The organism is Lonepinella sp. BR2474 (assembly GCF_051851555.1).
Classification (GTDB): Bacteria; Pseudomonadota; Gammaproteobacteria; order Enterobacterales; family Pasteurellaceae; genus Lonepinella.
Map to the genome: position 1 here is coordinate 44,302 of NZ_JBPDVH010000010.1, position 6,482 is coordinate 50,783.

At 40.4% G+C, this 6,482-nt stretch carries 5 protein-coding genes; all 5 read right to left on the reverse strand.

All coding sequences use genetic code 11. The features are described 5' to 3' along the window. Position 1: 1 nt before the first annotated feature. The 5 genes from ACTG7Q_RS10245 to gshAB all read right to left on the reverse strand — a co-directional run bounded on the left by ACTG7Q_RS10245 (position 2) and on the right by gshAB (position 6,289). The gene (locus ACTG7Q_RS10245) at positions 2-1,834 is read right to left on the reverse strand and encodes a tRNA(Met) cytidine acetyltransferase TmcA (protein WP_439243517.1); all 1,833 of its coding nucleotides are present in this window, start codon (positions 1,832-1,834) and stop codon (positions 2-4) included. A 77-nt stretch (positions 1,835-1,911) separates the two neighbouring features. Beyond that, a complete protein-coding gene (gene ybeY, locus ACTG7Q_RS10250) occupies positions 1,912-2,379 on the reverse strand; it encodes an rRNA maturation RNase YbeY (RefSeq protein WP_439243520.1) in 468 nt (155 codons plus the stop codon). Then, positions 2,372-3,463: a PhoH family protein gene (locus tag ACTG7Q_RS10255; RefSeq protein ID WP_386689808.1), complete on the reverse strand. Its 1,092-nt coding sequence runs from the start codon at positions 3,461-3,463 to the stop codon at positions 2,372-2,374. The genes ybeY and ACTG7Q_RS10255 overlap by 8 nt, the downstream gene beginning before the upstream one ends. Before the next feature lie 187 nt (positions 3,464-3,650). Continuing rightward, positions 3,651-3,890: a hypothetical protein gene (locus tag ACTG7Q_RS10260; RefSeq protein ID WP_439243525.1), complete on the reverse strand. Its 240-nt coding sequence runs from the start codon at positions 3,888-3,890 to the stop codon at positions 3,651-3,653. A gap of 125 nt (positions 3,891-4,015) precedes the next feature. Then, entirely contained in the window at positions 4,016-6,289 is a 2,274-nt protein-coding gene (gshAB, locus tag ACTG7Q_RS10265) for a bifunctional glutamate--cysteine ligase GshA/glutathione synthetase GshB (protein ID WP_439243528.1), read from the reverse strand. Positions 6,290-6,482: the final 193 nt, after the last annotated feature.

Sequence of the window (6,482 nt, forward strand, 5' to 3'; positions counted from 1 at the left end):
ATTACATAATTTGATCAAGTGAGCTTGCTACTTCTAGTCGACATTGTGTTAACCAATGTTTCTTACCACCGACTAACGTTTTATCAATATTTTTCCCTTGGCAATAGGCCGTTAATAATGGGCAACATTGCCTATCTGACTTTGCCATTAAACGCCGAATTGCGCCAATGCTTGCAAATAAAGTGCGGTGAAAAAACGCAAAGTTTTGCAAAATCTGAAAATCTTCATCAGTGAGTTGCCAATCTAACGGAAAGGGAAATTGTGCTTTTAGCGGATGAAAAGAAAATGGAAAATTACGCTGAAAATGGCGTTGTGCTTGTGCCACCAATTTTTCCCCTGCTATTGAAATTGGGCAGAGCATAATAACAGAATAACAACCGCTGCTGGCTTCTTGATACTCACTGATTTGCACTAAAATAAAACCGCACTTTTGCCAAAACGCATACAATTCTGCGGTATAGCCAAAGCTAACAGAAAGAAAATCCACCTCGGCTTGTTGAATTAAGGTGTTGATTAACTTTTGCCCTAATCCATGGTTTTGCCAGTTAGGTTGTACGGCAATACGAGAAATCCGCAAAGATTTTAAGGCACAAGCCTGTGGTAAATTCCCTTGAAAAGCTAACGCTTGAGCCACCAAGTTACCTTGTGGACGGCGTTCCCCCCGACAGATTTTTTCGATTAAATCCAGTGATGTCAAGCCACCCTCTTCCATTAACCACACGCCCCCAAATAAAAACGAACCACTTTCTGCAAGATAAAATCGTTGTTGCGGAGCATCGAATAAACGGCGTAAATCAAGGGGACTGGTGCGATAATGGGCTAACGTCAATAAAGCATAAAAATCATTTATTTTTTCTACGATGGTTTGTTGTGAAACTTGACGAATTTGCACCGCAGTTTGCGGATCGTAATCGGGTTGCACAAGGCGGTCTTCGGCTTCCAATAACAATAATTCATCAATAAAAATTTCTAATTTATCGTTCTTTGCCCAACGCAAAGGTTCGGTTAATTCAAACTGTTGAAAAGTGCGGGGTAAATTGGTTAAGAATTTGAGTAAAAATCCCCGTCCCGTACCCTCGTAGCTATGAATGGTGGTGCTAATAACAATACGTTTAAAGGTACGGATAAATTGGTTTAATATGGGCAACGGCAACATTGCCGCTTCATCAATTAACAACCAATCTTGCTTAAATTGTGTCGGCTCTTGTTGAATTTGTTGGGTTAATTCATCAGGGGCAATAAAATCTATAGGTTGTTCAACAAAATCTTGCAACGTTTGCACCGCACTTTTATTCGGGGCGGTGAGCCAACATTTCTGAGTGTTGAGTTGATTAGCTAACATACCTAATAACGCAGATTTTCCCCGACCTCGTTTGGCGGTGAGAATGGCTATATCGGCGGATGAATGTAGAATTTGTTGAATGATCCGTTGTTGTTCTGCTGTTGAATTTTGTTTTTGATGTAGGGGCGGATCGATGTATCCGCCCTTTGAAAACGGAGCGTAGTTTTCGGGCGGATACATCGATCCGCCCCTACGGTTAATAAAAAATGATGATAATAAAGAATAAAAATGCTGATTAAAATTTGGGGTCAAAATACCATTTGCCACCCCAGACCAGCGGCGACTATCTAAATCAATATGCTGATTGGGATTTAACCATAAAACGAGCGTACCCCCTGTTCGCAATGTACCAATCGCAATGGCGAGTGCATCTAAATTTAGCGTTGTTCTGGCATCAAATAAAATCGCAGAAAATTCTTGTCCGAGCAGATTTTTGGCTTTGGCAAAATTTTGTGAGTTTAATATTAATGGTACGTTTTCGGGCGGACACATCTGTCCACCCCTACGGTTTTGGAATAGGAAAAGCGGTTCTTCTTTGTCAAAATAAGGAATTAACTGGCGTTCACACATTATTCTTCATCATAAGAATAAGGATCTTCAAAACCTAGTCCGAGCATAATTTCCGTTTCTAGGCTTTCCATTTCCTCGGCTTCATCTTGTTCAATATGGTCATAACCTAATAAATGCAAACTGCCGTGTACGACCAGATGAGCCCAATGTGCGATCAACGGTTTGCCTTGCTCAACAGCTTCTTTTTCCACCACTTGACGACAAATCACCAGATCACCTAATAACGGCAATTCCACTTCATCAGGACATTCAAAAGGAAAGGATAAAACATTGGTCGGACGATCTTTGCCACGATAACGCAAATTTAGCTCGTGACTTTCCGCTTCATCGACAATACGAATTGTCATTTCTGGCTCAAGGCTTTCGGCTCGCACTGCTTGCGTTGCCCAGTGGCTAAATTGTGTTAATGTAGGTAAATTTTGTTGGTTTTCGGTGGCAATTTGTAAATCAACAATCACATTATTCATTTTCTGCACTCGCTGTTAATCGTTCACGTTCCAAGCGTTTTTGTTCCGCTATTTTTTGCTTACGAATTTCATCTTCCGCTTCCCATTTTTCATAGGCTTGCACTACTTTCGCTACCACTGGGTGTCGCACAATATCTTGACTATCAAAATAGTTAAAACTCAATTCAGGTACGTCTGATAACACTTCAATAGCGTGTTTTAAGCCTGATTTTTGCGAACGAGGCAAATCCACTTGGGTCACATCGCCCGTAATCACCGCTTTGGAATTAAAGCCGATACGGGTTAAAAACATTTTCATTTGCTCAACGGTGGTATTTTGGCTTTCGTCTAAAATAATAAAACTGTCGTTCAAGGTGCGACCACGCATATAAGCCAAGGGTGCAATTTCTATCACATTGCGTTCCATAAGTTTTTCTACTCGCTCAAAGCCAAGCATTTCGTATAAGGCATCATAAAGTGGACGTAAATAGGGTTCAATTTTAGAACCAAGATCCCCTGGTAAAAAGCCCAATTTTTCCCCTGCTTCTACGGCTGGGCGAGTCAGTAAAATACGGCGAATTTCTTGTCGTTCAAGGGCTTCCACCGCAGCCGCTACAGCTAAAAAGGTTTTCCCTGTACCTGCGGGTCCAATGCCAAAACTAATATCATGGGTCAAAATATGATGCAAATACTCAATCTGATTTTTACCACGCGGTTTAATTAAGCCTCGTTTGGTTTTGATCGTAGTGGCATATACCTTGCTTTCCGCACGTTCATCAGGATCAATTTGTGCCAACATTCGGCTTTCTTGAATCGCAAGATGGACATCTTCCAAATCTAACTCTTTAATTTTGCCTTTAATCGGTGCGGTTTCTACATATAAATGTTGAATTAATCGCACCGCACTTTGCAATAAATGGGCGTGATGCGGTTTTGCCTGTTGATCATTGGATTGAATGGTAAAATCAAAATCACGGCGAGCAATAGAAAGATTAAATTCTTTTTCAATCAGCTTTAAATGATCATCAAAAGCACCACAAAGGGATTGCAAACGGGCGTTATCCGTTGGGGCGAGGGTGAATTGTTGGGTTAATTTTTCGGTCATGGTTTTATATAAAAATAGGATCTAGTGAACTAGATCCTATCAAGATTGAGTGCTTAATGCTAGGGTTTTATCAACTAACCTTTCTTTTCTGGCAAGGACTTTAGGGCATAAATTGCAAATGCACATAATCCCATTGCCATAAAAACGAGAATCCAAATACCAATTGTTAACCACATAATAATTCTCCTTATGCAACCGATAAACGCAATTTATATTGACGGAGCAATCTCCCTGCAAGCAACAACAAATAGGTTAACATTGCAAGCCCAATACAACTGGAGATTTTAAATACCATTCCACCTTGCCCGAATATTACCACAGGCAACGCCAAAATGGCAACCTTTGCAATATCTTCAATAATCTTTACCCATGCTTCTAAGGTATCTGTTTCTAGGGGGAGCTTAAATAAATTCAACAACGTAATCATTTCATTTCCTTATTTACATTAACGAATAAAGAAATACTAAACAATGTTGTTTATCTTTCCAAGATTGCAATGTTAATTTTGGAATCAAGATCACAAAATTTAAGATTTACCCCCTACCCACCCAGTTATAAAACTTCAGGAAACAGCATTTTAATCACATTCTGCGTCAGCCGTCTGGATTTTCCTTGATAAGGGAAAATGTGCATCATCATCATAGGATTGAAATTCGCTTCAATCACGCCCCAAGATTGCAACGTCGGTTCGGCAGGTTTGGTTAAATCAGGGATAATCAAATCCACCCCACAAACGGCTGCCCCCATGGCTTTGGCAATGCCTACTGCTAATTGCTTGTAACTCGGGTGCATTTCGTCTGTCATATCAATGCTATCGCCGCCCGTGCTGATATTAGAGTTGGCTCGCAACTGCACAATTTGCCCTTTAGCGGGCGTGCTTAAAATATCCATGCCTTGCTCTTTCAGTTGCAACTGTTCAATTTCACCCAAAACAATACGTTTCAACGGCGTACGGCTGCCATCACCACGTAATGGATGATTATTTTTATGAGCGACCAATTCCGCAATGGTGCGTTCGCCGTCACCAACCACATTAGCCGGCACACGCAACAACACCGCCAAGGTTTCTTCACCCAACACAAAGAAACGGTATTCTGTACCTTTTAGGTAATCTTCCACCATGACTTCTTTATCTTCACGAAATGCTATTTCTATGGCTTTCGCAAAGTCGTCCCGATCCTGTACGCCTTGTTGGAAAATGGTAATGCCTAAGCCGTAGTTGGTGGATTTCGGTTTAATCACCACGGCTCGATTTTCAAATAAGGGATAACTAGCGACAGCCTGCTCTACACTGGTAAATTCTAGGCTTTGTGGTACATTAAAACCTGCTTTGGCTAACACTTTTTTCGTCACCACTTTATTTTCCATAATCAATGGCGAAATATAGCTGTCGTGGCTAGTCATGTTGCCGTTTTTCACATATTCAATATGCTCGCCGTGTTGCAAACATAAAAATTGATCGTTTTCGTCTAAAATCTCGGTTTTAATGCCTTTTTGAATTAAATCAAATAACAAGGCTTGAGTGGATAATTCCATATTATCAAAGGCTGACAAGGCATAAAAACGCTCAAAGGCTTGGGCTTTATATTGTTGGGCAAGTTTCGCCCCCAATTGTTGGTAGCCACCCGCTTTAATAATTTCGTTCACCATGTTGGCACAAAGCGTTTTATGCGGTTGTGCAAATAAGGTTAATTTTTCTTGCACAATTTGCACCGCAGTTTGCTCTGCCTCAATCTCTTTTAACATCTCTAGCAAGGCAATCAGTAATAATTCTCCCTCCTCAGCATAAGCGGTCACTGAAAACGGATCTTCCAACGCCACTTCAAATAAACGTTCCTTACCGAGTTCCACATCCTCTTGATCGGCGGTTTCCTCTAGCCATGCCATCAGTAAAATAAAATAATGGATAAATTTAGCGTCATTTAGGCTAATACCGTAAGGTTCGAACGGATTTAAATCAAACAAACGAAACTCCAAATATCGCACACCAGTTTGCAAGAAATCTCGAGCTTTATTTGCTCCTTTTAAACGTACATTAGAATAAAATTCCTTTTCCGCAATCAGCTTGCCCGTATTCACCCAATGTTCAAGGCTTTCCACATAATCATTTAAGCTGTCAAAAGACACCTTGACTTCGGGATCATTCACATAACCATATTGGCTAGAACGCAGACTTCGCACAATCGGACTTAAATCTTCTGGCACTCCATCTCTAAAATAGTCATCATCCACCATAGGGCTTGCCGATAACAAATATAACAACACCCATTGATAACGCAGAAAATTTTTGGCAATTTTCAGATACAAATTATTCTGAAATTCCACCGCACTTTTTATCTCATGTCGCGCATTAAATAAGGCCTTGACCAATTCTTCATCTAATTGAAAATTATAGTGAATACCGCTGACCATTTGCTTATTTTTACCATAAGATTGCACCAAATGCTCACGATAAGCCACATCTTCAGGGTTTTCTAATTGCGCCACTTTAATTAGATCCTCTGGAGGCAATCTCGCAGGCATGCTCATGGGGAAAAGATATTCCTCTTCGGGCAACGTGCGTAATACCACTTCGTGAATGGCGGATAACCAGCGCAGGCTATCTTCTAATTTTTTATTGGGTGGCGTAATCAATTCAAGCTGACTTTCCGCAAAATCCGTTTGAATATAAGGGTGATAAGTACGATTGCCAAAGGCTTGGGGGTGTGCTGTTGTGACTACCGATCCATTGGCGTAAACCCGTTGGCTTTCTTTTTCAAGGCCAAAAGATCCTTGTTGGAATAACAACCCTAAGCGGTTTTGTTTAATAATTTGCTGTATTTCCATGAGATTTCCTTATTCATACAAATCGTCAAAATTTTTGACTACCATACCATTGTTTGTGGTTTTTCGCTACCCATAAAAAAAAGAGCATAACGCTCTTTTTTATCATATTTCAAACCAACTAATTTTTCTCAAAACGTTGTAGTTCTTTTGTCGTATGCTTGTTTACACCCTGTATGTTAAAAAAATCACAAGT

Coding starts and splice junctions, on each gene's coding strand:
- ACTG7Q_RS10245 (WP_439243517.1), bottom strand. CDS start 1,834: ATGTGTCCGCCCGAAAACGTACCATTAATATTAAACTCACAAAATTTT.
- ybeY (WP_439243520.1), bottom strand. CDS start 2,379: ATGAATAATGTGATTGTTGATTTACAAATTGCCACCGAAAACCAACAA.
- ACTG7Q_RS10255 (WP_386689808.1), bottom strand. CDS start 3,463: ATGACCGAAAAATTAACCCAACAATTCACCCTCGCCCCAACGGATAAC.
- ACTG7Q_RS10260 (WP_439243525.1), bottom strand. CDS start 3,890: ATGATTACGTTGTTGAATTTATTTAAGCTCCCCCTAGAAACAGATACC.
- gshAB (WP_439243528.1), bottom strand. CDS start 6,289: ATGGAAATACAGCAAATTATTAAACAAAACCGCTTAGGGTTGTTATTC.